Here is a 24499-nt window from a genome sequence, read left to right on the forward strand (position 1 = left end):
TTCTCTCTACCCTTAATGGGGCGCACTGATCTCGGGGTGGCGAATCATGGCAGCAGTCGTTTCCGCAATTCTGGCCTGTATGTCCCAGGCTCTCTGGCGCGTGCGCCGTTTCAAGCACGCGGCAGCGTCACTCGTCGGCCTGCCGCTCTTGCTGGCGGCGGCACAGCCTGCCCTTGCCGTTTGCCAGCTGGTTGCCGACGCCCCTTACCGGGACCTCTTGCCCGGTGAGGCGCGCGTATGGCAGGCCGCGCTCGGGCCCGGCGAGGTCCAGATCCGTTATATCGGCCACTCCACATTCGAGCTGGAAACCCCGAAGGGCGTGCGCATCGCCACGGATTACAACGACAGTGTCCGGCCTTTTCTGCCCCCGACCGTCGCGACCATGAACGGTGCCCACAGCACCCATTACGCGCGCAATCCCGATCCCAGTATCGAACACCTTCTCTTCGGCTGGGACCCGGGCGGCGGACCGTTGGACCACGACCTGACGGTTCAAGACGTCCGCATCCGGAACATCCAGACGAATATTCGCGGCTGGGACGGGGAAACGCGCCGCCTGGGCAATTCCATCTTCATTTTCGAAGTCGCCGATCTCTGCCTCGCCCATCTCGGCCATCTGCATCACCGGCTGACCGATGAAGACCTCAAGCGGCTCGGACAGATCGATATCGTCTTCGCCGCGATCGACAATTCCTCGACCCTGCGGCTGGACAGCCTGATGGACGTGCTGGCAGACATCGGGCCGGCCATGGTCATCCCGATGCATTTTCACTTTGCCGGCGCCCTGGAGGCCTTCGTGGGGCGGGCGACCGAGGCCGGATACGAGATTGTGCGGGCGGACAGGCCGAAGCTGGTCGTCAGCCGGGGAAGCCTTCCCGTGCGCAAGACGGTTTACGTCATGCTGCCGGGAGGTCCGTAGCAGGCGTTCCGAAGCTCAGGAACACCACCTGGCTGTCCCCCGTCTTGCGCCGGTCGAGGCCGCTGAACCCGTCCGGAATTTCGATATCAGCGGATGCGCGTTCTTCCAGCACACAGACGGCGCCCGGTTTCAGCCAGCCTCCGGCGGCTGCCGAAGCAAGCGCCTTTTCGCCGAGCCCCTTGCCGTAGGGCGGGTCGGCAAACACCAGGTCGAACGGCTCGATGGTTCCGGCGCTGCCGAGGCGCACGGCATCCCGGCGGAAGATCTTTGCCGCACCGTTCAGCCCGAGCGTTTCCATGTTGCGGCGGATGGCACCGCGTGCTTCCGCCCCTTCTTCTATGAAGGTGCAATGGCGGGCACCGCGGCTGATGGCCTCAAAGCCCAGCGCCCCGGTTCCGGCAAACAGGTCCAGAACCCGGGCGCCGTCCAGATCGACATCGAGACCATGGGCGAGAATGTTGAAGATCGTCTCCCTCAGCCGGTCGCTCGTCGGACGCGTGTCCTGCGATTTGGGAGCGGCAAGCGCCGCCCCCTTGTAACGGCCGGCAACAATTCTCACGAACGGCCCCCGCCGCGCGGACCCCGTCCGACTTTGGGCGGGCCGCTCCGGCCGCCTTTCGGCGGACCACTCCGGCCGCCTTTCGGCGGACCACTCCGGCCGCCTTTCGGCGGGCCGCTCCGGCCCTCTCTCGGCGGGCCACTCCGGCCTTCTCTTGGCGGGCCACTCCGGCCTTCTCTCGGCGGGCCACTCCGGCCTTCTCTCGGCGGGCCACTCCGGCCTTCTCTTGGCGGACCACTCCGACCTTCTCTTGGCGGGCCGCTCCGACCTTCTCTTGGCGGGCCGCTCCGGTCGCCCCTCGGCGGACCACTCCGGCCGCCTTTCGGCGGGCCGCTCCGGCTGTCACGTTCGGTCCGGCTCTGCTGGTGCTTGTCCTCAACCAGTCCGTCATCTGCCCAGATCCGGCGCGGCGGCGGGGTGTGGCCGTCGTCGTCATAGTTCTTCTTGCGCGGCCTGGGGTCCGACGTCATGCGGAAGCGCGAGCGCGGTGAAACCTTTTCGAGCTTCGGGCCGGAAGGCTTTCGTTTTGCCTGCTTTTGATCGGCACGTTCCGACTTCACCGCCTTGCGGCGGTCGGTTTCGCTCTTGCCTTCGCGCGCGGTGAGCCATTTGCCCTGCCCGCCCTCACGGCGCTCTCCCGTGCTGCGCTCGCCCGTGTTCCGCTCACCGGGGCCGCCACCGGCGCGCTTTGCGCCCGTCGGCTTCTTCTCGGCTTCCGGCTTTGGCACGTGGAAGAGCGGCGCGTCAAAATCCGCTCCCGCCTCTTCCGCCAGCGTATCGCCGAGTTGGTCCCGCAGAACCCTGCCCCGGATTTCGCGAACCTGGCCCTCGGGCAACTCCATGAGCTGGAACGGACCGTAGGACACGCGGATCAGCCGGTTCACCGTCAGGCCCATATGCTCCAGAACGCGTTTGACCTCCCGGTTCTTGCCTTCACGCAGTCCGACAGTCATCCAGACATTGTCGCCCTGCTCCTTGTCGAGGGTCGCCTCGATGGCCCCGTAAAGGACACCTTCGATGGCAATGCCCTCTTTTAGGCTGTCAAGACCCGCCTGTGTCACCCTGCCGAAGGCGCGCACGCGGTAGCGGCGCAGCCAGCCGGTGGTGGGCAGCTCCAGCACGCGGGCGAGGCCACCGTCATTGGTGAGCAGCAGCAGGCCTTCCGTGTTGATATCGAGGCGGCCGACGGTCAGCACGCGCGGCAGGTCCTCCGGCAGCCTGTCGAACACCGTGGGCCGGCCCTCGGGATCCTTGTTGGTGGTCACGAGACCGCGCGGCTTGTGGTAGAGCCACAGACGCGTGCGCTCACGGGTCGGCAGCGTGTTGCCGTCGACGAGCACCGTGTCGTCGGCCGTTACCGTAACGGCCGGCGTGGTCAGAACCTGGCCGTTCAGCTGGACGCGGCCGTTCTCGATCCAGGTCTCGGCCTCACGACGCGAGCACAGCCCGGCCCGCGCCATCACCTTGGCGATGCGTTCACCGCGGTTCTCGGTATCATCGGATGCGCGCGCGACAACCGGCTTCGGAGCCGCCTTGGCGGTACGCTCAGGTGCGGACCGGCGTTTTTCCGGTGCGCGCTTGTCCCGCCCCTGACCTTTCGAAAAGCCGGGGCGTGTGGGAGGAGATTTTTTTGTCGTCATGCGCGCGTCATAGCAGAGCCGGAGCGTTTCGGGAATCGCTTGTTTTCACCATTTCATGCATGGGCGCTGTTTTCGGATTGCATGGCTCGATCCCTCGTCCTGCCGGATTTGGCCGGCCGGGGCTGACGCGAGGATGAAATCCGATTAAACCCGTTGGCAATATCCCGGTTTGCAGCTGATCGGATTCGCACCCAATGACCGTCATTGATACAGGCAATCAAAGATCCTTCATGGAGCTCGCCCTGGAAGAGGCGGAAAAGTCTGGGGCCAGGGGAGAAGTGCCGGTGGGGGCCGTGCTGGTCTTGGGAGACCGGGTCCTTGCATGCAATGGCAACCGGACACTGGAGCTGAATGACCCGACCGCCCATGCGGAAATCCTGGTCATTCGGACGGCCTGTGCCGAACTTGGATCCCAGCGCCTTCCGGATTGCGATCTCTATGTCACGCTCGAGCCCTGCCAGATGTGCGCCGGCGCCATATCCTTTGCGCGCATCCGGCGGCTCTATTACGGAGCCGGAGACGAGAAAGGCGGCGCGGTCGACCACGGCACCCGCTTCTTCAGCCAGCCGACCTGCCACCATGCCCCGGACGTCTATTCCGGAATTGCCGAGACGCGCGCGGCCGACATCCTGAAGGATTTCTTCCAGTCGAAACGATAGGATCGTTCGCAGTCGGGGCAGACAAGAATGCCGGTCCCGCGGACAGTCCTGCGTCCTGACGCCGGGGCTTCCGGGTGTTTTTCCGGATCAGCGGGTCCGCTTCCATGCCTCCAGCACCGCCGGCCACAGCCCGTTGCGCCACAAGTCGCCGTGCCCGGCGCCTTCCACGATCAGGAGTTGCTTCGGATCCCCGGCCCGTTCGAAGAGCCTCTTTCCATGCTCGACGGGAATGATGCTGTCAGCCGTTCCATGAACGATCACGACGGGGGCCTCGACATTCTTGATGCGCTCGCTGGACGGCATCGGATCTTTCATCAAAAGGTCTACAGGCAGCCAGGGATACTGCTCGGAGGCCATGTCCGCGAGCCCGGTATAAGGCGCCTCCAGCACCAGCAGATCCGCGGCCGGCCGTCTGGCGGCGACCGCGACGGCGACGCCCGTGCCCAGGCTTTCACCATGGACGATGATCGGCGTTCCACTAGCCGCCAGGCGGTCGAAATGTTCCAGCCCGTCGGAGATCAGGGCTGCTTCCGACGGCTTGCCTTCGCTTCCCGCATATCCCCGGTAGCTTGGCGCATACAGGCCGAAGCCGCTGTCGAGGATCTGCCTGAACCGCTGCCACCGGGACGAGATATTGCCGGCATTGCCATGGAAATAGAGGACGGTGGGATTTCCCTCGGCGGCAGGTTCGGCGCGCCAGACGGTGACCTGCGTCCCGTCCGCCATGTCGGGCGTTTCAACGACGATCTCTTCCAGGCCCTTTTCCTCGGGAGACGACAGGTCTCCGGTCGGCACGAAGATGAAGCCGCGCTGCGTGAGATACATGTAGCCGGCCGCCGTGCCGTAGCCGATCGCAAGGATCACCGCCAGGCGTGCCGTCAGCTGCGCCGCCTTCTTCCAAAATCCATTACCCTGCATTTCCTGCCTTCAGGCTATGGTGACGATTGAACGGCTTGCTGCGCTATCTGCGGCCGAAGAGTTTCTCGATGTCCGACAATTTCAGCTCCACCCACGTGGGCCGTCCGTGATTGCACTGGCCCGACAGGGGTGTTGCTTCCATGTCGCGCAGCAGCGCATCCATTTCTTCCGGCCGCATGCGCCGTCCGGCACGAACCGAACCATGGCAGGCCATGGTGGCGGCAACGTGATCAAGTCTTTCCTTGAGTCCATCCGCCGTTTCCCACTCGGCAAGCTCGTCGGCGAGGTTTCGCACCAGGCCCTGGATGTCCATGTCGCCGAGGATCGCCGGCGTCTCCCTGACGGCAATGGCGCCGGGGCCGAAGGATTCCAGCGACAGGCCGACCTTTTCCAGATCCTCCGCCCGCTCTGCCAGGCGTGCGGCGTCCTCCTCCGGCAGTTCGACAATTTCGGGGATCAGCAGGATCTGCCGCGCAATCTCTTTTTGAGCCAGCGCTTCCTTCAGGCGTTCATAGACAAGCCGCTCATGGGCCGCATGCTGGTCGACGATGACGATGCCGTCTCCCGTCTGGGCAATGATATAGGTCTCGTGCAGTTGCGCCCGCGCGGCGCCGAGGGGCAGCTGCGTCCTTTCCATCCCGGCCGGCAGCTCGTGGGCCCGGGCGTCGGCTGAAGGGCGGGCAAGATCCGCAAAGCCGTTGTGTCCCTCGAATGGCGCCTGGGGCTGTTCGGCAAAACCGGCCGGAAAGGCGTCGGGCGCCGGGGATGCGTCGCCGGTCTCGAGGGGCCGGAAAGCATCCGGATTCCAATGCGCAGCGGCGGCGGAGGGCGTGAAGCCGCCGCCATAGCCGTTGCCGCGCATGGCGGCAGCGCCCGGAGATGACGGCGAATGACCGGGCGACCTTGCCCTGAACGCATCGAGCGCAACAGCGGCATTGGAGGTCGATGCGCGGTGTCCGGACTGGACAAGCGCATGCTTGATCGAACCGACGAGGAGTCCGCGCACAAACTGGCCGTCGCGGAACCTGACATCCGCCTTGGCCGGGTGCACATTCACATCCACCTGGCCGGGATCAAGATCGATGAACAGCACCACGACGGGATGCCTGTCGCGTGCCAGCACATCCGCATAGGCGCCGCGCAGACCCGAAAGCAACAGCTTGTCCTTCACGGGACGGCCGTTCACAAAGAAGAACTGGTGCTGTGCGTTGCCGCGATGGTGGGTCGGCAGGCCGGCAAAGCCCGACAGCCGGACGCCCTCCCGCTCCGCATCGATCTCCATGGCATTGTCTACGAACTCCTGGCCCAGGATCTGTGCGATGCGGGCAAGATGCGGTTCACCACCCCTTGCCGCCGGCCAGTTCTGCGCCTGACGGTCGGCGCCGGACAGGGAAAACCCGATCTGCGGATAGGCGAGCGCGATGCGCTTGACGATATCGGTGATCGCGGACGCTTCCGCGCGGTCGGATTTCAGAAATTTCAGTCGGGCGGGCGTTGCAAAGAACAGGTCCCGGACCTCGACCTGGGTGCCCCTGGCCCGCGCGGAGGGAACCACCGGCTGCTCCCTGCCCCCTTCCACGGCGATGGTCCAGGCGTGGACTTCCTCCTTGTGGCGCGTCTGGATTGCGAGCCGGGCGACGGAGCCGATCGACGGCAGCGCTTCACCGCGGAAGCCCAGCGTGCGGATATCGAAAAGGTCGTCGTCGGAGATTTTCGAGGTGCAGTGGCGGCGGATGGCGAGCTTCAGATCGTCCCGGCGCATGCCGTCGCCGTCGTCGGTCACCCGCATCAAGGTCTTGCCGCCGGCGGCGGTGACGATCTCGACATTCGATGCCCCGGCATCGACAGCGTTTTCCACCAGTTCCTTGATGACGCTGGCCGGGCGCTCGATCACCTCGCCGGCCGCGATCTGGTTGATCACCTGTTCGCCGAGTTGCCTGACCTGCATGAAACTCCCTCTACTCGGTTTCGCACCGCGGCCGGTTCCTATATTAAGATCCGCGCCGAGTCTGCTTCGATTCTACGCCAAGCTTATCAGACCTACCGCTATCCGGGTGACCCGCCATGACCATTTCTGCACCGCTTCTTGTTGAGGGGCTTCGTTCCCTTGCCCCGTCCTACAAGGGCATCCTGTGCGATGTCTGGGGCGTTCTGCACAATGGTGTGGCAGCGTTCGATCATGCTCACAAGGCCCTGCGAACCTACGGGGAGGAAACCGGCGGCAAGGTGATCCTGATCACCAATGCGCCGCGTCCGGCCAAACAGGTCGGCGAGATGCTTGCCGAGCTCGGCGTTCCCGAAACCGCCTATGACGCCATCGTCACGTCCGGGGACGTCACCCGCGATGTCCTGAAAGCCCAGGGCAGCAAGACCATGCTGCATCTCGGCCCGAACCGCGACCAGCCCCTCTATTGGGATCTTGAAGCCAGGTTCACGTCGCGGGACGAAGAGGCCGAGGCGATCAGTTGCACGGGCCTGGAGGACGATGAAAACGAAACGCCGGACGACTACCGCGACCGCCTGCAAAAGCTGGCCGAGCGCAAGCTGCCGATGATCTGCGCCAATCCGGACATCCTTGTCGAACGCGGCGAGCGGCTGATCTGGTGCGCCGGTGCACTGGCCCGGCTCTACGAGGATCTTGGCGGCGAGGTCATCATTCTCGGCAAGCCGCACGCGCCGATCTATCAGGCGGCGCTGCAGGAGATGGAACGGCTGAGCGGCGAAAAGATCGACAAGAGGGACGTGCTTGCGATCGGCGACGGTCTGCCGACGGATATCCGCGGCGCGGTCTCCCAGGATATCGACGTGCTGTTCATCACGGCCGGCATCCATGCCGCGGATTTCGGCCCGAGCGATGCGCCCGACGAACACCTGATCCGCCGCCGCCTGGCGGAAGAAGGCCTGCGCGCAAGCGCCGCGCTGCCGCGGCTATGGTGGTAAAGCTCTGAAGCAGGGCGGCGGACTGTCGGGCCCCCGATCATCGTTTCGCTCCGTCCGGGACGAGGATGGAAAACGCCTCGCCCGGCCATGAAAAAGGCGGCCCGAGCCGCCTTCATGCACCTGAAACCTGAAAACAACTCAGTCGAACAGCTTGTCGATATCCGCCTGGGCGCCGCGCAGGAGCGCGTCGATATCGTCTTGGGAAACACCTTCTCCCGAAAGCTGCGGACCGTGCAGGATCAGCTCGCGCTTGCGGCGGTCGGCCTCCGTTTCCTCGATCTCGGCATCCAGATCTTCAGGAAGGCGGAGATGGCCGATGAAGGACGTCACGCGTTCATCAATGTAATTGAGCGTTTCCACGACCTTCGAAATGCGCTGGCCGGTGATGTCCTGGAAAGTACAGGCCTCGAAAATGCTGATCATCTTGTTGCTGACCAGTTCCTGATAGGCCTCGGTATCGCTCGTGTCGGCGCCCATGATGTCTTCGGCCGCTTCCATGATCGTGTTGGTGGCCTCCTCGGTCGCCTCGACGATTGCGTCCAGTTCGCGGCCGGCATCGGGTATCTTGCTGCCGGTCATGTGGTTTGCGCGCAGATTGGAGATTTCCTCCTTCATGCGCGTGATTTCCCTGGAGATCGCGGTTAGCTCATCCGTGACCGCGGGCTGAACGGTCGACAGGAAGTCGAACATGGAGCCCGACATGACCTCTGCGAGATGCATCACGTCGGTCAGCGAGACTTCGCCTTCCCGATGCTTGTTTTCCTGAAGGAAGTCTATGACGCGGGCAACGTTTTCTTTTTTCATGTTAGCCATCAGGTCGAGCCCTTCCATGGTGAAAGCATCCCCCGAAACACGGATCTGCAGTGCAGACACCGATATAACTTTCCGGATAGGCCAGGACTGACCCGGCCCGCCTGTCCAGCGAAACCGCGCCGATCATGTACTCCGTTCTGCACTGGCGGAGAAGCGTGCCACGCCTGTCCCCGCCGGAGCGCAACAAGTCAGTCGGAGAAGACGGCTTCGATCTTGCCTTTCAGGGTCTGTGCGTTGAAGGGCTTCACGATGTAGTTGTTCACGCCGGCCTTTTTGGCGGCGATCACGTTTTCCGTTTTGGATTCCGCCGTCACCATGATGAACGGCGTCTTGCTGAGGCCTGAATCCGAGCGTACCTGCTTGAGCAGCTCGTATCCGGTCATCGGCTCCATGTTCCAATCGGAAATCACCAGGCCATAGCGGCGCTGCTTCATTTTTTCCAATGCTTCGGTGCCGTCCGCAGCGTCATCGATGTCTTCGAAACCAAGTTGCTTCAGCAGGTTCCGAATGATGCGAGATCATCGTTTTGTAGTCATCGACCACGAGGACCGGCATCTGAAGATCAAGGGCCATTGTCTACTCCATACTGTCAAATTGCGCGGCCCCTGGCCGTGGGCCGATGGAAACGCGTTATGACTTTGAGGAGAGATACACATGCTATCGTGACCTCACCCCCCACACTCGAAGCAATCTAGCCGCCGCCCCTGAAAAGACCGTTAATAACAGGCGCTTTTTTCTCCACCCAAAGGACTATTGCCAGAAAACCTTGCAAAGCCTAGCGTCTAAACGGCGTCCAAAAGGTCCTTCTGAGCGGAAACCGTAATGCTGGAACTACAAGAACTCTGTTTCGAAGATCTGAAAACCGGAATGAGTGAAGAACTCGTCAAACATGTCAGTTCTTCGGACGTGGTCGGCTTTGCGGAAGTCTCGGGAGACCGGAACCCCATCCACCTGTCGGAGCACTTTGCCGCCCGCACTCCCTTCAAGACCCGGATTGCGCACGGACTTTATACCGCCAGCCTGATTTCCGCGGTGCTCGGCACCCGCCTGCCGGGGCCCGGCGCCATCTACCTGTCCCAGACCCTGAACTTCAAGGCGCCGGTGAAGATCGGCGACGACGTGAAGGTCGTCGTGCGGGTCGAAGAACTGATGGAACGCGGCAATCGCGCCCGGCTGTCCTGCATCTGCAGCGTCGGCGACACGGTGGTTCTGGAGGGAGAAGCCCTGGTCAAGGTGCCAAGGCGCGGCGACGAAGGCTGACGGCGAGCGGCCCGGCCGGTCGCGTTGCAACACCGGCACGCACGATCTTGACCTTTGCGCCACTTGACGGCAGGTTCCACGCTAGCGCCGAAGGTATTCCCCGTAACGATCCTGGGACGATCTGCTCGGCTGCATTTCTTCCGGACATCGCCTAAGGTCTGTCCTCGCCGATACATTGCGCAAAGGTTTGCCGCATGAACCAGTCTGTTTCCTCCGAGTTTCTGATCATCGAAAATCTGGATGATTTTCCGGAGGAACTGAAAGGCGGCATCGTCGCGATCGGCAATTTCGACGGGGTTCACCGGGGACACCGGGCCGTTCTCGATGCAGCGCTCGGACTTGGCCACGGCACGCATCATCCGGTCTTTGCAATGAGTTTCGAACCGCATCCGAGGACCGTCTTCAATCCGTCCAGCCCGGTCTTCCGGCTGACGCCGTTGAAGGTCAAACTTGAAATCCTTCGCGTGTGCGGACTGGAGGGGGCGCTGATCCTGCCCTTCACGCGGGAATTCGCCGGCATCGAAGCCGACGCCTTCGTGCAGGACATCCTGATCGGCACGCTCGGCATATCGCACGCGGTCACCGGCTATGATTTCCATTTCGGCCGGGCCCGGCAAGGCACGCCGGACTACCTGCGCGAGGCCGGTGCCAGACACGGCTTCGGCGTCACGATCGTCCAGCGCGAGGAAGACGAAAACGCAGACGTCATTTCATCGTCCCGCATCCGGGAGTGCCTGAGCGAAGGCGATGTCGCCAGTGCGAACGGCCTGCTGGGATACCGCTGGTTTTTCGAGGCGGATGTCCGGCATGGCGACAAGCGGGGCCGGGATCTGGGCTATCCGACGGCCAACCTGCAACTGGGCGAGGAATGTCCGCTGCGTCACGGCATCTACGCCGTGAAGGTGAAGACCGGCGACGGCTGGCACGATGGCGTTGCCAGCTACGGCCGCCGGCCGACCTTCGACAACGGCGCGCCGCTGTTCGAGGTCCACCTGTTCGATTTCAAGGGCGATCTTTATGGGGAACCCTTGAGGGTTCATCTGGTCTCCTACCTGCGCGGCGAGGAAAAATTCGACACTGTTGAGGCGCTGGTCGCGCAGATGGACAGGGACAGCGAGGAGGCCCGCGCCGCTCTCGCCTCGATCCGGCCCCTGTCTGAAATCGACCTGAAACTCCTGGAATTGGCCTCGTGACGCGCCCCATGGCCGCGGGAGGCATCGATCAGAACCCGCTCCTGGCGATTTTCCTGATGTCCTCGGCAATGCTGATGATCCCGGTCATGGACATCATTGCCAAGTACCTGTCGATGGAGCTTCCGCCGCTTGAGATCACCTTCGGACGGTTCTTCTTCCAGTTTCTGATCTGCCTGGCGATCGCCCTCGTCACCGGCCGAGATCACGCGCCTCGGAGGCAGCCAGCCGGTTGTGAACTATCTGCGCGGCATGCTCCTGGGCTCGGCATCGCTCTGCTTTTTCACCGCGGTGAAATACATGTCGGTCGCCACGGCCATATCGATCTTCTTCGTGGAGCCGATGGTGCTGACGGTGCTGGCCGCGCTGCTTTTGAAGGAACAGGTCGGACCGCGCCGGATCGGCGCCATTCTTGTCGGCCTCATCGGCGCCATCGTCGTTCTCAGGCCCAACCTTGCGGAGATCGGACTGGTGAGCCTGCTGCCCGTCGTCACCGCTGTCCTGTTTTCCTTCTACCTTCTGATCAACCGGCTCTATCCGGCGAGAGACGACCTGCTGACGATCCAGTTCAGCGCCGGCCTTTCCGCAACGCTGATGCTCGCGGGTGCGCTTTTCATCGGCAATCTGGTCGGATTGGAGGGCGTGGAATTCACCCTGCCGAGCGGTCCACAATCAGGACTTCTGGCGCTTATCGGGCTGATTTCCTTTGCCGGCCACGGCCTGGTAGTATCGGCCTTCCAGCGCGGCAGCGCCAGCCTGCTGGCACCGCTTCAATACATGGAGATCGTCAGCGCGACACTGTTCGGATATCTGGTGTTTTCCGATTTTCCGGACGGGCCGACCTGGGTCGGCATTTCCCTGATCATCGGCAGCGGGCTCTACATCACCCATCGGGAGCGGAAGCAGAAATCGCCCGCCTCAGCCTGACGTCACGCCGCGCGCCGCATCAAGACCGCCGCCGGCCGGCGCTGCTTTCCCGTCCAGCATCAGCCTGCGCAGCCCCATCCAGAGGATCAACAGGGGCAACAAGGGAGATATCGGAACGCCGAGCCACAGAGCCATCGGGCTGGTGGACGCGGACAGGGCGATTACCACGAAGAGCGCCACCTTTTCATACGGCAGGAAGCCGTTTTTCAATCCCTCGCGGATCAGGAAGGCGCAAGGCACGATCAGCAATGTCATGTCGTAGGACATGGCAAAGGGGGTGACCAGCAGGGCGCCGCCGACAAGAACCGGCGCCCGCACCACCAGCGCGTCCGACCGGCGCCAGGCCACAAAGACACTGACAAGCGCGGCAATGCTGAAGGCGATCTGGACGGCCATCGACGCTTCGTACCCGAGGCCGGCAATTCTGCCCGAGCCGTAGACGGAGATCATTTTGCCCCACTCCACCCCGCCGAGTTCCATCACGGCGGAGGCGACGGGCGCCTGGGTCCAGAATGCCTGCCAGACGCCGATACCGAGCACGGCAGCGCTGAGCCCAGCAAACAGAAGCGTCGTCACGGACGCGCTCAGGAATGTACGCCAGTGCATGCCGGCAATCAGCGCGACCGGAATGAGAATGCCGAGCTGGGGTTTGATGGTCAGAATGCCGATGGCGATGCCGGCCCAGACCGTCCTGTTGCGCTCCATGCCGACCAGGAAAAAAGCGTAAAGAGCCGCCGTCAGGGCGGCGTTCTGACCGTGGAAGGCATTGTTGGCGCAGGCGGGGACGATAATCAGACAGGCCGCCAGCAGCCATTGGCCGGTGATCAGCCGGCAGGCGAAAAAAAGCAGGGCAGTGGTGAGCGCCACAAAGCTTATGAAGGCCGCCTTGTAGGGCAGGACTGCAAAGAGGCTCTGCATCAGCTGGAAAGTCGGGGGATAGAAGAATCCGAACGTGGTGTCGCTCCCTGACAGGTCTTTCTGAATGGCGGCGAATTCCGATGGCACATAGACCAGTTCCGGCGTGCCCAGGAGGACCTGCTTTCCGGCCAGCCAGAAACTCAGGTAGTCCATCATCAACGTGCCGTTGGGCGATCCGAAATTGTTCGGGATGAACAGCATCCAGACCAGGCCGAGCAAGGAGGCAATGCCGGAAAACAGGCAGGCGAAACCGATCCTGTCCCAGGTCAGCCAGTCCCCCGAGCGGATGCCCCGCTGCCACAAGCCGGCTTTTTGCTCTTTGACGGCCGCGGCCTTGCCGGGAAACTCGGTCTCGATTTTCGTCTGTGAACCCATCGGCTGCGGTTGTCCTGTTTCTGCCGGATTGACCAATCGGCCCATCCATGCCCGCAAGTCATCTATATTCGGTTACCCGTGCGCACATTGCGACCGACGAATACAAACAAACAACTCCGCGCATCGAGAGAACATCTTTATTCACGGGCAAAGTGCTGCTATGTCCCATGCCATGCAGAAAACGGTTCTCATAGTCATCGGGTCAGCGACGACCCCAATTTCGCGAATTACTTGCCCGGCCTTCGGCTGACGCGGCCAGCGCGGCGCCAGGGACCGGGATCCTCCTGTTTAACGCAGCCGCCTTACGAGGGGCCGGCGATTTTCCTGCATCAGACACGCGGACGCAACGCCCGCACGACCGGATCGATTTGACGATGACCGAGACAGACAAACGCGACTACTCAAAAACGCTCAACCTGCCCCAGACCGACTTTCCCATGCGCGCGGGCCTTCCCAAGAAGGAGCCGGAGATCCTGCAACGCTGGGAGACTCTGGGCGTTTACAAAAAGCTTCGGAACCAGGGCAAGGACCGCAGGAAATTCATCCTGCATGACGGCCCTCCCTATGCCAACGGCAACATCCATATCGGTCATGCCCTCAACAAGACCCTGAAGGACATCGTCACCCGCTCCATGCAGATGATGGGTTTCGAGAGCAACTACGTTCCGGGCTGGGACTGTCACGGCCTGCCGATCGAATGGAAGATCGAGGAGCAGTACCGGGCAAAGGGCAAGAACAAGGACGAGGTGCCGATCAACGAATTCCGCAAGGAGTGCCGTGAATTCGCCGAGCACTGGATCGACGTGCAGCGCGAGGAGTTCAAGCGGCTCGGCATCGAGGGCGACTGGGACAATCCTTACCTGACCATGCGCTTTGAAAGCGAAGCGGTGATCGCCGGCGAACTGATGAAGTTCGCCATGTCCGGCCAGCTTTACCGCGGTTCCAAGCCGGTCATGTGGTCGGTCGTCGAAAAGACCGCCCTCGCGGAAGCCGAAATCGAATACCAGGACTATCAGTCGGACCAGATCTGGGTGAAGTTCCCGGTCATCAGCGCCGGGGGCCGCGACGAGGCGGCCGTCGAGGAGCTTCTGGAAGCAGCGGTGGTGATCTGGACCACCACGCCATGGACCATCCCGGGCAATCGGGCGATCAGCTATTCGCACCGCATCGCCTACAGCCTCTTCGAAGTCACCCAGGACGGTCTTGCGGACGACAACTGGGTGCAGAAGGGCGACAAGCTGATCCTGGCCGACGAACTGGCGGCAGACGTCTTCAAGAACGCCCGCATCACCGATTTCAGGCAGGTTCGCGCCGTCACGGCGGACGAACTGGCGACGGTGACCTGCGCGCATCCGCTGGCCGAGCTCGACCTCGGCGGTTACACATTCGACGTTCCCCTGCTCGACGGCGACCACGTCACCGATGACGCTGGCACCGGCTTCGTGCACACGGCTCCGGGCCACGGTACGGACGACTTTGAAATCTGGATGGAACGGCGCGCCGAGCTGGATGCGCGCGGCATCGACACGGCGATCCCCTTCACGGTCGCCGACGACGGTTTCTACACCAAAGACGCGCCGGGCTTCGAAGGCTGCGAAGTCATCACCCACAAGGGGGAAAAGGGCAAGGCAAACAAGGCGGTCATCGAGAAGCTGAAGGAAAGCGGCAACCTGATCGGCCTCGGCCGTCTGAGCCATTCCTACCCGCATTCCTGGCGGTCCAAGAAACCGGTGATCTTCCGCAACACTCCGCAGTGGTTCGTCTACATGGACAAGCCGCTTGCCGGCGAAGGCGACACGCTGCGCAGCCGCGCGCTGACGTCCATCGACGAGACCCGCTTCGTGCCCGGCAGCGGCCAGAAGCGTCTGCGCTCGATGATCGAGAACCGCCCGGACTGGGTGCTCTCCCGCCAACGTGCATGGGGCGTGCCGATCACCGTCTTCGTGCACAAGGACAGCGGCGAGATCCTCAAGGACGAGACGGTCAACGCGCGCATCTTCGACGCCTTCGAGGCCGAAGGCGCGGATGCCTGGTTCGCGGACGGGGCGAAGGAGCGTTTCCTGGCCGGCAACTATGCCCCCGAAGACTGGGACATGGTCAGGGATATCCTGGATGTGTGGTTCGATTCCGGTTCCACCCACGCCTTCGTGCTGGAAAAACGCCCGGATCTCGCGCCGAACCGCAAGACTGCGGGCGGCGAGGACCACGTTCTTTACCTGGAAGGCTCGGACCAGCACCGCGGCTGGTTCCATTCCTCGCTCCTGGAAAGCTGTGGCACGCGCGGCCATGCGCCTTACGACACGGTCCTGACCCACGGCTTCACCATGGCCGAAGACGGGCGCAAGATGTCCAAGTCGCTCGGCAACCAGGTGTTCCCGCAGGACGTGATCAAGCAGTACGGTGCCGATATCCTGCGCCTGTGGGTCGCTTCGACGGACTACTGGGAGGACCAGCGCCTGGGTCAGGAAATCATCAAGACCAATGTCGACAGCTACCGCAAGCTGCGCAACACGCTACGCTGGATGCTGGGCTCTCTCGCCCATGCAACCGGCGAGGAAGTCGCCCTAGCCGACATGCCGGAGCTGGAGCGGCTGATGCTGCATCGCCTGAGCGAACTCGACGGCATGATCCGTGAAGCCTATTGGGAGTTCGACTACAAGAAGATCTTCCATCAGCTCTTCAGCTTCCTGACCGTGGAGCTGTCGGCCTTCTATTTCGATATCCGCAAGGACGCGCTTTACTGCGATCCGGCGTCGTCCACACGCCGGAAGGCGGGGCTGTTCGTGATCGACAAGCTGTTCAACTGCCTTGTGACCTGGATGGCGCCGATGCTGCCCTTCACCATGGATGAGACCTGGGTCTCCCGCTATGGCGAGGACGCTTGCGTGCACCTGGAGCAGTTCCCTGCCGTTCCCGCCGAGTGGAGGGACGAGGCGCTGGCGGCCAAGTGGGCGAAGATCAAGACCGTGCGCCGGGTCGTCACCGGCGCGCTGGAAGTCGAACGCCGTGAAAAGCGGATCGGTTCTTCGCTCGAGGCCCACCCGGTGGTGCATGTCACCGATCCCGAACTCATGGCGGCGCTCGCCGACAAGGACATGGCCGATATCACCATCACCAGCCAGCTGACGCTCAGCGCCGAGCCCGCACCGGCAGGCGCCTTCACGCTGGACGACACCAGGGGCGTTGCCGTGGTTCCGGGTCTGGCGGAAGGCCGGAAATGCGCCCGGTCCTGGAAGATCCTGCCGGAAGTCGGTTCGGATCCGGATTATCCGGACGTGACGTTGCGCGACGCGGAAGCGCTGCGCGAATGGGATGCAGCTCACGCCGCGGCGTGAGCGGCCGGCCCAATGAGCGATCCGGATCAACACGCATCGACACAGGCAGGACGGCCCCTCTTCTGGGGCCGTTACAGCGCGCTTGTCTTCCTGATCGCGCTCGCCGGCGTTATCCTGGATCAGGTGACGAAACTGTGGCTCGTCTACGGCTTCAAGCTCGCGGTCAACGGACCGGTCGAGCTGTTGCCGGTTCTGGACCTCGTCCTTGTCTGGAACCGCGGCATTTCCTATGGATTGTTCGAGCAGAACAGCGACCTCGGTCGCTGGCTTCTGGTCGTCCTGACAGGGGCCGTCACGATCGGCTTGTGGATCTGGTCAGCGCGCTGCCAGAGCAGGCTGGTGGCGCTCGCGCTGGCTCTGGTGATCGGCGGTGCGATCGGCAACGGCATCGACCGGATGGCCTTTGGCGCCGTTGTCGACTTCGTGCATTTCCACGTCGGGACATTCTCCTGGTATGTCTTCAACCTGGCAGACGTGTGGATCGTTGCGGGCGTGGCTGGTCTCCTGTATGACAGTTTCAGAAACGGTCCTAATTCAGCCGCAAAATAGCGGTCTAACACGGGACAAACGGTCTGCTGGTGGGACGCTGCCGGCATTTTCATTGAGAATCGAGGAGTCTGCTGTGGCGCGGACCATAATTGCGTTGGTGAAGAATTCTGCTGTGCTGGCCATACTGGCCGGGCTTGCCGCTTGTCAGGCTGCGGACGGCACCAGCCAGGCGCCGGATGTCGCCATTGTGAACTCGATGATGAAAGGCCTTGGCGCCGTTGATCCGAACGAAAAGCCGATCGACTACAAGCCGCGCGGCCCCCTTGCAATGCCTGCCGAGGCGTCCAAGCTGCCGGAGCCCGAAACGAATGTCGCCGGGGTGAACTCCGCGGACTGGCCGAAGCAGGACGAGAGCCAGGAGCTGAACGATCTCAAGAAGATCTATGCCAGCTCGGGCAAGCGGGGCAGCATGAACAGCGAACCGCTCAACCCCGAACAGATGCGCGGGTTCAAGATCACCGGAGTGACCGGCCAGAATCGCAATCTGGAACAGGAGCAGCGCGATGCGGAGCTTGGTCAGGGCGAATTGCTGACGCGCGAGGAGCAGCGCGCGGAATGGGAGCGCTTGCAGAAGCTGAAGGCGCAACAGGCCGGTCTCGACGAGAGCGGTCTGGCCAATCGCCGCTATCTGACCGAACCGCCGACGACCTACAGCACGCCTTCGCCGGATGCGCCGATGCCCGAGATCGTGAAGAACGACAAGAAGGCGGCCAATCGCGACATCTACGATTCCACACCGCTCCATCCGCGGTGTCTTGAAGGCGACTCGTCTTACTGTAACTGACAGTCCGGTGGCCCAACCGTCCATGACGAAATTGTAACGAGACCTTCGGGCACCCCTTCCTGTATGGAAGGACAAGGTCCGGAGGTCTTCGTGCATTCAGACCAGCTTTTCCGCGTTCCGGAAGCGCGGGAGGCTTGAACAGCAATCGTCACTGAACCACGGCGCGGTTTCGCGCGTTGGAGTTTGTCCGCAGGTAACTTTGCGGCGGACAGTATTCCAGGGCCCTGGAACGCAAGGTTCAGCCGGTCACCCACGACGGACGGAAATTGCCGAGACCTTCCGGAGCATTTGGCTTCATGTTCGCAAGAACGCGGGCAGGATGCTCCATCACATTGAAAGCGATCAACGTTCCGCATCCAGGCGAACCGCCCGGTTGCAGGTTGACCCAAACGGGAGTTGCACGTGAACCCGCTCAGAAAAATGTATCGCCCATCGTCCCTCCAATTCCGTTTGCGGCAGTCGGCCTGCGTCCTGCTGCTGCCTGCGTTCCTGCTCGCAAGCGGTTCGATGCCCGGAGCGGGCCCGGTCCGCGCGGAAAGCGTTGCGGCGCAGGAAATGGTCATCGCGCCGAACCTGGAAAGCTTCACGCTGGACAACGGGCTTCGGGTCGTGGTCATTCCCGACCACAGGGCGCCGGTCGCCACGCATATGATCTGGTACAAGGTGGGCTCGGCCGACGAGCCGGAAGGCCAGTCCGGTGTCGCCCATTTTCTGGAACACCTGATGTTCAAGGGCACCTCCGAACATCCGAATGGCGAGTTTTCGCAAATGGTGGCCGAACGCGGCGGCCAGGAAAACGCCTTTACCAGCTCGGACTACACAGCCTATTTCCAGCGGGTCGCCAAGGAGCACCTGCCGTTGATGATGGAGATGGAAGCCGAGCGGATGGAAAACCTGGTCCTCAGCGAAGAGATCGTCGCTCCGGAGCGGGACGTGGTTCTGGAAGAACGGCGCATGCGGGTCGACAGCGAGCCCTCCTCCCGGCTGCGCGAGGCGATGGACGCCATCACCTTCGTCAACCACCCCTACGGGTCGCCGGTTATCGGCTGGCAAAGCGAGATCGAGGCGTTGAACGACAAGTCGGCGATTGCCTTCTATGACCGCTTCTACACGCCCAACAATGCCGTGGTGGTCATTGCGGGCGATGTCAGCGCCGACGAGGTTCGCAAGTTCGCCGAAGAAACCTACGGCAAGGTTGCCAGAAGGGCGGAGCCGGGAGAGCGCGTGCGACCCGCGGAACCGCCGCTTGCCGGAGAGCGCCGTATTGCGGTCTCCGACCCGCGCGTGAAACAGGAGACCCTGTTTCAGACCTGGATCGTCCCCAGCCAGTCCACGGGCGAGGGCAGCACCCCGGAAGCGCTGGATGTGCTGTCCTATATCCTGGGCGAAGGGCCGACGAGCCGTTTGCACAAGTCTCTGGTTCTTGACGAGAAAGCCGCCATCAGCGCCGGCGCCTACTACCGCGGCACCGCCCTGGATGACGGGCAGTTCGGGCTCTACGCCGCACCCCGTCCCGGCCGGACGCTGGAGGAGATGGAAGAGCTGATCAATGCCGAACTTCAAAAAATCCTGAAAGAAGGCGTCAGCGATGAGGACGTGGAACGCGCCAAGAACAGCCTGATTTCCAGCGCGATCTACGCCCAGGACAGCCAGACCGGACTCGCCCGCCTGTTCGGCAGTGCGCTCACGACCGGGCTGACGGTTGAAGACGTTCAAAGCTGGCCCGCCCAGGTCGAGGCCGTCACGCCTCAGGATGTCCTGGACGCCGCGCGCGCCTATCTCGCCTCGCCGCCGGTTGTCGGCGAACTGCGCGCAGAGCCCGCCCCGGACCCGGCAGCTTCCCTGACCGACCACAGCAATTCCAAGGACAAGTCCTGACCCATGGCTACAAAACTTTCCTTGCGGGAAGGATTTCCCGTTCTCGTGCTCGCCCTTTTCGCATCGCTGACGTTCGTCCTGCCCGCGCAGGCGGTGGAGATCCAGAGGGTCACCAGCCCCGGGGGCATCGAGGCATGGCTGGTCGAGGACCACACCGTTCCCCTCGTCGCCATGAACTTTTCCTTTGAAGGCGGTTCCGTCCAGGATCCCGAGGCAAAGCAGGGACTGACGCGCCTGCTCGCGGCAACGATGGATGAGGGAGCGGGCGACCTCACCTCGGAAGATTTCCAGGCCCGGATGGAAGAGCTGGCGATCAGCATCAGCTTCGAAACCGGCAAGGACAGGTTCTACGGCAGCCTGCGCACCCTCACCTCGACCTTGCCGGAGGCAGCGGACCTGCTGACCCTCGCCGTGAACGAGCCCCGCTTCGACGCCGTCCCCGTCGAGCGGATGAAGGCGCAACTGTCCGCGCGGGCGCGGCGCAATCAAACCGACCCGGATGCGATCGCGGGCCGGGCTCTTGCCGATGCCATGTTCGACAGTCATCCCTACGCCCACGCGACCCTTGGAACCGTCGAGACGATCGAGGGCCTTACCCCTGAAGACCTTTCCGCGCACCACGGGAAGCTCATTTCCAAGAGCGCGCTTACCGTCGGTGTCGTCGGCGCGATCGATGCGGAGACGCTCAAGCCCATCCTTGACAAGGTGTTTGCGTCCCTTCCCGAAAAGTCCGACCTCAAACCCGTCGCCGAGGTCGAGCCGGATCTGGGCGAGGAAGTGCACCGGGAACTCTCGGTTCCGCAGACAACCATCCTTGTCGGGCTGCCCGGCCTCAAGAGGAACGACCCGGACTATCAGGCCGCCTACGTGATGAACCACATTCTGGGCGGCGGCAGCTTCACTTCGTGGATGTATGAGGAAGTGCGGGAAAAGCGCGGGCTTTCCTACGGTGCCGGCACCTCCCTCTCCCCCTATGAACATTCGGCCCTGCTGATCGGATCGGCCGCGACGAAAGCGGAGCGGGCCGGAGAGACCGTCGAAGTGATGCTCGAGCAGTTCGAGCGTATGGCGACGGACGGCCCGAGCGAAGAAGAACTGCGCGCGGCCAAGCAATATATCACCGGCTCCTACCCCTTGCGCTTCGACAGTTCGGGCAAGATCGCCGGACAGCTCGTCGCCTTGCAGAATTCCGACCTCGGCATCGACTATTTCGAACGCCGCAACGCCGAGATCGAAGCGGTCACGCTGGAGGATGTCAGGCGGGTTGCCCGACGGCTGCTTACGGACAGGGAACCGACGATCGTCACTGTCGGTCCCGGACAGGGGTGACGACGGACTGAAAGCTTCCTCCGTCCAATATCCAACGGTCGTTGCAGCGGTCCGATCACTCCGTGCGTCGGGCTTCCTTCGACAGGAAATCTGCCCATAAGCCGCGCATCCCGCTTCCCCGTGCGGGGCAGAAGGATGACGGATGGATCATTCGGAAGACTTCCGATAGCGTGATTTCAGGTCGCCGGCACCTGGGAGCACCGTAAGCCCGGTGTTGGCGTCGACACGTCGAACCTGGGTCTGACAGGCCGGACGAGATCACAGCCCCCCGTTCCGGGTCTCGAAGCCACCAGACGAACCTGTGCGGCGGGTATCAGCCCGCCGCTGATTTTCTAGGGCCCGGTGCGGGCGCTCCTTGCAGGACTTCCGCCCTGACCGGCCGTGGGGGTGAGAAGAGATTGCCCTGGGCGAGCTTCACGTCGTAGTCGAGCAATTCCAGGACCTGGGATTCGGTTTCTACGTGGTCCGTGATCAGCTCCATGCCGTAGCGGTGCAAAAGATCGCCGAAATCCGACGGGTGGATGTGGCCGTGCTTGGCCTCCCGGCGGCCGATCAGGTAGTCCGCATGCAGCTTGCCGTATTTGAAGCCGCGTCCCGCCAGGGAATTGAAATCCATTTTCATGTCGACGATCTGGTCGATGGAGAAGCGGAAGCCGACGTCGTAGAGGGCGCTCAGGCTTTCCAGTTCCATCGGCCCCATCTCGGCGACATCGGCCTGGGAGAATTCGAAGACCAGCACATCGGCAAAGTTCCGGTTGGCCTTCACGAATTCCAGGAAGCCGGGGAAGAAGGTTTCATCGCCCAGCGACAGCGAGGAGATGTTGCAGAACAAAATCGCATTCCGGTTGCGCGACGTCAGCCGGCGGATGACCTGGATCGACCGGAACAGGAGCAGGTTGTCGATGCGGGCAATCTGGCCGGACAGCAATGCTTCGGGCAGGAACCTTGCCGCCTCGACCGAATTGCCGTTGGCGTCGCGCAGACGGGTGAAGGCTTCGTAGTATTTCACCTGGCGCTGCGGCAGGCTCACGATCGGCTGCAGATGCAATTCGACACGGTTTGCGTTGAGGGCCGAGGCGATCAGTTCACGCATGGCCATGTTCGGCTTCGGCTTTTCCGCTTGCATGCCCGCACGTTCGATGGAAGGCGGGTTCGCATCCGACATGTAGGCGTCGTGGTAGCCGCGGCCGTTGGTCTCATGCGGACCGCCGTAATGGGCCGCGGCATCCCCGGCCTGCGGCGCAAGCACACCATAACGCCGGTCCGCCATGTCATGGCGGCCGGACGGTGGCTCTTCCTGTTGCGCACCCTGCATTTCATAAGGCTGCGGAAAGTGACCGTACAATTGATGCGCAGGCCCGGCCCGCTCACGGGCGGGAGCATCACGCAAGGGATGGGGCGCACGCTGTTCGGGCGGATCGTTGTGGAATGTCGGCGGCGCCTGCGGATAGCGCGGCAGGCTCTGCATCTGCGGGGGCGGGGCCAGGGCCTGCTGGTCTTCCACCTTCGCCTCCAGGTCGGACATGGCCTCGGCCATCTGCTTGACCAGAGTCCCCAGCACTTCCACTTCGGCGAACAGAGGATCGATTTCCGCCCGGGTGCGACGGGGCATCGTATGCTCCATGCCGGTCAGCCGCCCCTCAAGATTGCCGACATCCTCGTCGAGATCCGCCATGCGCTCTTCCAGCCGGTCAACGGCTTCGCTGACGGCCCCCCGGTCGCGGGCACGGCCGATCAGGAGATGGACGAGGATCATGGTGCACATGAGCGCAAGCGACAGGGAGACCGCCTCCGCGACGGGACGGCCAAACTGAAAGATCAGCACCGTCGCCGACGACAGTGCGATAACAGCCATGCAGATTGCTACAAATATGGTCCCTGTCCGGCCCATGCGCGTGATTGTTCCAAGTCGAATCAAAAGCTACTGGTTAATCATGCCTTAAGAAGCATCCACCACCGAATCCGCAACCCGCTTTACGGTGTGGAATCCGTGACTTGTCCCCGACTATGCTCAATTTGTAATGGAAATCCGTCAATTCAAAGCACGCCGGATGCGCCCAGAATGTCTCAAAAAGGCTTGACAGACAACGTCCGCCCTCGTGACGCGGACCTCATTTAGCCTTTGCATTCGCACCGGACTTCGCTAAACTTCCGCTAGGGAAATACAGTGTTGCGGCACTGTGGCTTGAGGAGGCCGGTATGCCTGCTGCCGGACAAACGTCCCGGCGTTCAGCACCACAGGCAGCATCGCGTGCCACGAGGGAGTTCCGTGCGTCCGTTCAGCAGAACGGCGTATCCAGGCGCGAAACGCGTCCGAATACCGCCCCATTATCCGACGACCAGATCCGCACCGCGCTCGCCAGAACGCTGGAGAGCCCGGAGTTCCACTCCGTTCCCCAGCTTCGGGCGTTTCTGGATTATGTGGTCAAGGCCACGCTCGACAACGACCGGGAGAAGATAAAGGGGTACACCATCGCCGTGGGAGCCCTTGGCCGCCCTGACGATTTCAACCCTGTCACGGACCCGATCGTTCGGGTGGAAGCCGCCCGTCTGCGCCGCAGGCTGACGAAATACTATGAAGGATCAGGCTCGTCGGACCCGATCCACATCACCATTCCCAAGGGCAGTTACGCGCCCGACTTCCATGCTGCGCCTGCCGGATCGTCCTGCGAGGAACCGCTCGCCGGACACACGGAAGATCACCCGGTTTCAGCCGGGCAGCCTCCTCCCCCGCCTCGCTCCACCGTCGCACCCGATGAAGCACCAGACGCCACCGGCGGCGTGAATATCGTGCCTGCGGCCGCTTCCGGCGCGGCTGATCTGCCCGGCCTCCCGAGGCACTTCGTCAGGTTTCTCCCGACCATGCCGGCACTGCCGGTGCGCAACACGATGCGGCATCGCATCCCCCTACCCTTTGCCCTTGCGTTTGGCCTGGCCTGCTTTCTGGCCGGTTTCCTGGCTGCCTCACAGTAATTCTGTCCGGCGCTGCACATGACGCGGCGGTTCCTTCCATTCCGCCTCGCCAGCCAAAAATGCAAATTGCGCAATCTGACAACGCTTTGTTTACCCTGTTCGGAGAATTATCAGGTTGACGAATCTTTTGATTTCCGAATGACCCAGGTCAAACCATGGGAGTTGCCCAGCGATGGGGAGTATTGAGGGCAAAGAACTGCCTGTAGTTGTACGCGTACTGGATGCATCGGCTTCCGAGGCCGCACGGACATCCGCGGTTTGTGCAAAATTGCCTCAGTCCTGCACGGATCCGATCCTGTACACGGAATCCGCCTCCTGCCTGCAGGACCTTGCAGACAAATCAACCGACATCCTCATCATTGACCTGGAAACCATCGGCGGCGACGAGGCCCTGGTCGCCTACGCTGTCAGATGCCCCAAGGCCGTTATCATCGCCGTCTCGGCGATGGGGTCCGTGTCGCGGGCCGTCAGCGCGATGCGCGCCGGTGCGCATGATTTCCTCACCAAGCCGTTTTCCCTGGATGCGCTTGCCA

20 protein-coding genes and 2 pseudogenes are annotated in these 24499 nt (G+C 62.7%); 13 read left to right on the plus strand and 9 right to left on the minus strand.

The window, feature by feature from the left end; translation table 11 throughout:
* Positions 1-46: 46 nt before the first annotated feature.
* The gene (locus ON753_RS15960) at positions 47-919 is read left to right on the plus strand and encodes an MBL fold metallo-hydrolase (RefSeq protein WP_265963603.1); all 873 of its coding nucleotides are present in this window, start codon (positions 47-49) and stop codon (positions 917-919) included.
* Here ON753_RS15960 and rsmD read toward each other — a convergent pair.
* Positions 897-1478 carry a 16S rRNA (guanine(966)-N(2))-methyltransferase RsmD gene (gene rsmD / locus ON753_RS15965; protein WP_265963604.1) on the minus strand — a complete coding sequence of 194 codons (582 nt, stop codon included), beginning with the start codon at positions 1476-1478 and terminating at the stop codon, positions 897-899. The genes ON753_RS15960 and rsmD overlap by 23 nt on opposite strands.
* The gene (locus ON753_RS15970; protein WP_265963605.1) at positions 1475-3118 is read right to left on the minus strand and encodes a pseudouridine synthase; all 1644 of its coding nucleotides are present in this window, start codon (positions 3116-3118) and stop codon (positions 1475-1477) included. The genes rsmD and ON753_RS15970 overlap by 4 nt, the downstream gene beginning before the upstream one ends.
* A 194-nt stretch (positions 3119-3312) precedes the next feature.
* On the opposite strand from ON753_RS15970, the gene ON753_RS15975 reads away from it, so the two are divergent.
* Positions 3313-3777, plus strand: coding sequence for a nucleoside deaminase (locus tag ON753_RS15975; protein WP_265963606.1), 465 nt, complete (start codon positions 3313-3315; stop codon positions 3775-3777).
* Positions 3778-3864: 87 nt separating this feature from the next.
* Here the strand turns inward: ON753_RS15975 and ON753_RS15980 are convergent, their stop codons facing one another.
* Together ON753_RS15980 and mutL are read right to left on the minus strand one after the other, a co-directional pair.
* Positions 3865-4695, minus strand: coding sequence for an alpha/beta hydrolase (locus ON753_RS15980; protein WP_265963607.1), 831 nt, complete (start codon positions 4693-4695; stop codon positions 3865-3867).
* A 43-nt stretch (positions 4696-4738) separates the two neighbouring features.
* The gene (mutL, locus tag ON753_RS15985) at positions 4739-6643 is read right to left on the minus strand and encodes a DNA mismatch repair endonuclease MutL (protein WP_265963608.1); all 1905 of its coding nucleotides are present in this window, start codon (positions 6641-6643) and stop codon (positions 4739-4741) included.
* 116 nt (positions 6644-6759) lie between these two features.
* Between mutL and ON753_RS15990 the strand changes: the two genes are divergently transcribed.
* The gene (locus tag ON753_RS15990; RefSeq protein ID WP_265963609.1) at positions 6760-7635 is read left to right on the plus strand and encodes a TIGR01459 family HAD-type hydrolase; all 876 of its coding nucleotides are present in this window, start codon (positions 6760-6762) and stop codon (positions 7633-7635) included.
* A gap of 138 nt (positions 7636-7773) precedes the next feature.
* Here ON753_RS15990 and ON753_RS15995 read toward each other — a convergent pair whose 3' ends face one another.
* Positions 7774-8508, minus strand: coding sequence for a protein phosphatase CheZ (locus tag ON753_RS15995; protein WP_265963610.1), 735 nt, complete (start codon positions 8506-8508; stop codon positions 7774-7776).
* A gap of 128 nt (positions 8509-8636) precedes the next feature.
* Positions 8637-9021 (minus strand): annotated as a pseudogene (locus tag ON753_RS16000) (response regulator).
* A gap of 249 nt (positions 9022-9270) precedes the next feature.
* Here ON753_RS16000 and ON753_RS16005 point away from each other — a divergent pair.
* Both ON753_RS16005 and ON753_RS16010 read left to right on the plus strand, forming a co-directional pair.
* On the plus strand, positions 9271-9708 hold the full coding sequence (locus ON753_RS16005) for a MaoC family dehydratase (RefSeq protein WP_265963611.1): 438 nt from the start codon (positions 9271-9273) through the stop codon (positions 9706-9708).
* A 194-nt stretch (positions 9709-9902) separates the two neighbouring features.
* Complete coding sequence (locus tag ON753_RS16010; protein WP_265963612.1) at positions 9903-10901, plus strand: bifunctional riboflavin kinase/FAD synthetase; 999 nt, start codon at positions 9903-9905, stop codon at positions 10899-10901.
* Positions 10902-10929: 28 nt separating this feature from the next.
* On the opposite strand, the gene ON753_RS16015 is transcribed toward ON753_RS16010, so the two are convergent.
* Positions 10930-11094: a hypothetical protein gene (locus ON753_RS16015; RefSeq protein ID WP_265963613.1), complete on the minus strand. Its 165-nt coding sequence runs from the start codon at positions 11092-11094 to the stop codon at positions 10930-10932.
* 38 nt (positions 11095-11132) lie between these two features.
* On the opposite strand from ON753_RS16015, the gene ON753_RS16020 reads away from it, so the two are divergent.
* Entirely contained in the window at positions 11133-11825 is a 693-nt protein-coding gene (locus ON753_RS16020; RefSeq protein ID WP_265963614.1) for a DMT family transporter, read from the plus strand.
* Here the strand turns inward: ON753_RS16020 and ON753_RS16025 are convergent.
* Positions 11817-13118: a glycosyltransferase family 87 protein gene (locus ON753_RS16025; protein WP_265963615.1), complete on the minus strand. Its 1302-nt coding sequence runs from the start codon at positions 13116-13118 to the stop codon at positions 11817-11819. The two genes, ON753_RS16020 and ON753_RS16025, sit on opposite strands and share 9 nt — an antisense overlap.
* Before the next feature lie 374 nt (positions 13119-13492).
* Here ON753_RS16025 and ileS point away from each other — a divergent pair, with 374 nt between their 5' ends.
* The 5 genes from ileS to ON753_RS16050 all read left to right on the plus strand — a co-directional run bounded on the left by ileS (position 13493) and on the right by ON753_RS16050 (position 20993).
* The gene (gene ileS / locus ON753_RS16030; RefSeq protein ID WP_265963616.1) at positions 13493-16453 is read left to right on the plus strand and encodes an isoleucine--tRNA ligase; all 2961 of its coding nucleotides are present in this window, start codon (positions 13493-13495) and stop codon (positions 16451-16453) included.
* A gap of 12 nt (positions 16454-16465) precedes the next feature.
* Positions 16466-17002: a signal peptidase II gene (gene lspA / locus ON753_RS16035; protein WP_265963617.1), complete on the plus strand. Its 537-nt coding sequence runs from the start codon at positions 16466-16468 to the stop codon at positions 17000-17002.
* Between the two features lie 73 nt (positions 17003-17075).
* Positions 17076-17786 carry a hypothetical protein gene (locus ON753_RS16040; protein ID WP_265963618.1) on the plus strand — a complete coding sequence of 237 codons (711 nt, stop codon included), beginning with the start codon at positions 17076-17078 and terminating at the stop codon, positions 17784-17786.
* A gap of 507 nt (positions 17787-18293) precedes the next feature.
* Positions 18294-19664, plus strand: coding sequence for a M16 family metallopeptidase (locus ON753_RS16045; RefSeq protein WP_377046987.1), 1371 nt, complete (start codon positions 18294-18296; stop codon positions 19662-19664).
* Between the two features lie 3 nt (positions 19665-19667).
* Complete coding sequence (locus ON753_RS16050; RefSeq protein ID WP_265963620.1) at positions 19668-20993, plus strand: M16 family metallopeptidase; 1326 nt, start codon at positions 19668-19670, stop codon at positions 20991-20993.
* Between the two features lie 313 nt (positions 20994-21306).
* On the opposite strand, the gene ON753_RS16055 is transcribed toward ON753_RS16050, so the two are convergent.
* The gene (locus ON753_RS16055) at positions 21307-22848 is read right to left on the minus strand and encodes an EAL domain-containing protein (RefSeq protein WP_265963621.1); all 1542 of its coding nucleotides are present in this window, start codon (positions 22846-22848) and stop codon (positions 21307-21309) included.
* A 344-nt stretch (positions 22849-23192) separates the two neighbouring features.
* On the opposite strand from ON753_RS16055, the gene ON753_RS16060 reads away from it, so the two are divergent.
* Positions 23193-23966, plus strand: coding sequence for a hypothetical protein (locus ON753_RS16060; protein ID WP_265963622.1), 774 nt, complete (start codon positions 23193-23195; stop codon positions 23964-23966).
* A 172-nt stretch (positions 23967-24138) separates the two neighbouring features.
* Positions 24139-24447, plus strand: a pseudogene (locus ON753_RS16065) (sigma-54-dependent Fis family transcriptional regulator); the annotation flags it as partial.
* Between the last annotated feature and the right edge of the window lie 52 nt (positions 24448-24499).

The organism is Roseibium salinum, from assembly GCF_026240905.1.
Taxonomy (GTDB): Bacteria; Pseudomonadota; Alphaproteobacteria; order Rhizobiales; family Stappiaceae; genus Roseibium; species Roseibium salinum.

Coding starts and splice junctions, on each gene's coding strand:
- ON753_RS15960 (WP_265963603.1), top strand. CDS start 47: ATGGCAGCAGTCGTTTCCGCAATTCTGGCCTGTATGTCCCAGGCTCTC.
- ON753_RS15970 (WP_265963605.1), bottom strand. CDS start 3,118: ATGACGACAAAAAAATCTCCTCCCACACGCCCCGGCTTTTCGAAAGGT.
- ON753_RS15975 (WP_265963606.1), top strand. CDS start 3,313: ATGACCGTCATTGATACAGGCAATCAAAGATCCTTCATGGAGCTCGCC.
- ON753_RS15980 (WP_265963607.1), bottom strand. CDS start 4,695: ATGCAGGGTAATGGATTTTGGAAGAAGGCGGCGCAGCTGACGGCACGC.
- mutL (WP_265963608.1), bottom strand. CDS start 6,643: ATGCAGGTCAGGCAACTCGGCGAACAGGTGATCAACCAGATCGCGGCC.
- ON753_RS15990 (WP_265963609.1), top strand. CDS start 6,760: ATGACCATTTCTGCACCGCTTCTTGTTGAGGGGCTTCGTTCCCTTGCC.
- ON753_RS16005 (WP_265963611.1), top strand. CDS start 9,271: ATGCTGGAACTACAAGAACTCTGTTTCGAAGATCTGAAAACCGGAATG.
- ON753_RS16010 (WP_265963612.1), top strand. CDS start 9,903: ATGAACCAGTCTGTTTCCTCCGAGTTTCTGATCATCGAAAATCTGGAT.
- ON753_RS16025 (WP_265963615.1), bottom strand. CDS start 13,118: ATGGGTTCACAGACGAAAATCGAGACCGAGTTTCCCGGCAAGGCCGCG.
- ileS (WP_265963616.1), top strand. CDS start 13,493: ATGACCGAGACAGACAAACGCGACTACTCAAAAACGCTCAACCTGCCC.
- lspA (WP_265963617.1), top strand. CDS start 16,466: ATGAGCGATCCGGATCAACACGCATCGACACAGGCAGGACGGCCCCTC.
- ON753_RS16045 (WP_377046987.1), top strand. CDS start 18,294: ATGCCCGGAGCGGGCCCGGTCCGCGCGGAAAGCGTTGCGGCGCAGGAA.
- ON753_RS16050 (WP_265963620.1), top strand. CDS start 19,668: ATGGCTACAAAACTTTCCTTGCGGGAAGGATTTCCCGTTCTCGTGCTC.
- ON753_RS16055 (WP_265963621.1), bottom strand. CDS start 22,848: ATGGCTGTTATCGCACTGTCGTCGGCGACGGTGCTGATCTTTCAGTTT.
- ON753_RS16060 (WP_265963622.1), top strand. CDS start 23,193: ATGCCTGCTGCCGGACAAACGTCCCGGCGTTCAGCACCACAGGCAGCA.